At 72.5% G+C, this 1,514-nt stretch carries 1 protein-coding gene and 1 other RNA gene; both read left to right on the top strand.

The window, feature by feature from the left end; genetic code table 11:
• The first annotated feature begins 25 nt into the window (after positions 1–25).
• Positions 26–122, top strand: an RNA gene (ffs, locus tag SRB5_RS35725) — signal recognition particle sRNA small type.
• 58 nt (positions 123–180) lie between these two features.
• Positions 181–1,514 (top strand): DNA polymerase III subunit gamma and tau (locus tag SRB5_RS35720; protein WP_323379059.1); only part of this gene is annotated, 1,334 nt, incomplete at its 3' end.

The following is a 1,514-nucleotide window of genomic DNA, read 5'->3' as shown; positions in this document are numbered from 1 at the left end:
GGCTGTGGGGGTGGGGTACGCTGGGGGCTGCCCCTCACGCGGCGTCATCTCGCTGAACTCCCCCAGGGCCGGAAGGCAGCAAGGGTAGGTGAGCTCTGGCGGGTGCGTGGGGGGCGCTTGCGTGCCCGGGGGAGCTGTGGGGGGACTCACTTGTCGGCGGGCACCGATATCGTCGGAGGCGTGTCGCAGCTAGCCCTCTATCGCCGTTATCGCCCCGAGACCTTCGCCGAGGTCATCGGGCAGGACCACGTGACCGGTCCGCTGCAGCAGGCGCTGCGGAACAACCGGGTCAACCACGCGTATCTGTTCAGCGGTCCACGGGGGTGCGGCAAGACCACCAGCGCGCGGATCCTCGCCCGCTGTCTGAACTGTGAGCAGGGCCCCACGCCCACCCCCTGCGGGGAGTGCCGGTCGTGTCTGGACCTGTCGCGCAACGGGCCCGGGTCGATCGACGTCATCGAGATCGACGCCGCGTCGCACGGTGGCGTGGACGACGCCCGTGAGCTGCGGGAGAAGGCCTTCTTCGGACCCGCCGCCAGCCGGTACAAGATCTACATCATCGACGAGGCCCACATGGTCACCTCGGCGGGGTTCAACGCCCTGCTGAAGGTCGTCGAGGAGCCCCCGGAGCATCTGAAGTTCATCTTCGCGACGACAGAGCCCGAGAAGGTCATCGGGACCATCCGGTCGCGGACCCATCACTATCCGTTCCGGCTCGTCCCCCCCGGGACGCTGCGGGACTATCTCGCCGAGGTCTGCGGCGAGGAGCGGATCGCCGTCGAGGAGTCCGTGCTGCCGCTGGTGGTACGGGCCGGGGCGGGGTCCGTACGGGACTCCATGTCCGTGATGGACCAGCTGCTGGCCGGCGCGGGCGCGGACGGTGTGACGTATGCCATGGCGACGTCCCTGCTCGGGTACACCGAGTCGGCGCTGCTGGACTCCGTCGTCGACGCCTTCGCGTCGGGTGACGGGGCCGCCGCGTTCGAGGTCGTGGACCGGGTCATCGAGGGGGGCAACGATCCGCGGCGGTTCGTCGCCGACCTGCTCGAGCGGCTGCGGGACCTCGTGATCCTCGCCGCGGTGCCCGACGCGGGCGCCAAGGGGCTCATCGACGTCCCCGACGACGTGCTGGAGCGGATGCGGGCGCAGGCGGAGACGTTCGGCGCGGCGGAGCTCAGCCGGGCCGCGGACCTGGTCAGCGAGGGGCTGACGGAGATGCGCGGCGCCACGTCGCCGCGGCTGCAGCTCGAGCTCATCTGCGCCCGGGTGCTGCTGCCCGCCGCGTACGGGGACGAGCGGTCCGTACAGGCGCGGCTCGACCGCCTGGAGCGGCAGGCGGTGAGCGGTACGCCGCTGCCGCCGCCCGAGCTGGGGTACGTACCGGGACCGGAGGGCCATCGCCCCGGCCCGGACGCGGCCCGCGCGGCAATGGGCGAGCGCCCAGGGCCGGCCCGACCGCAGACCGCACCCCCCGCCCCCCAGCCCGCACCCACCCAGGCCCCGCAGCCCCAGCC

It is taken from the genome of Streptomyces smaragdinus (assembly GCF_009604385.1).
Taxonomy (GTDB): Bacteria; Actinomycetota; Actinomycetes; order Streptomycetales; family Streptomycetaceae; genus Streptomyces; species Streptomyces smaragdinus.
The sequence above is the reverse complement of the archived record's forward strand: the minus strand, read 5'-3'. Positions and strand labels throughout refer to the sequence as shown.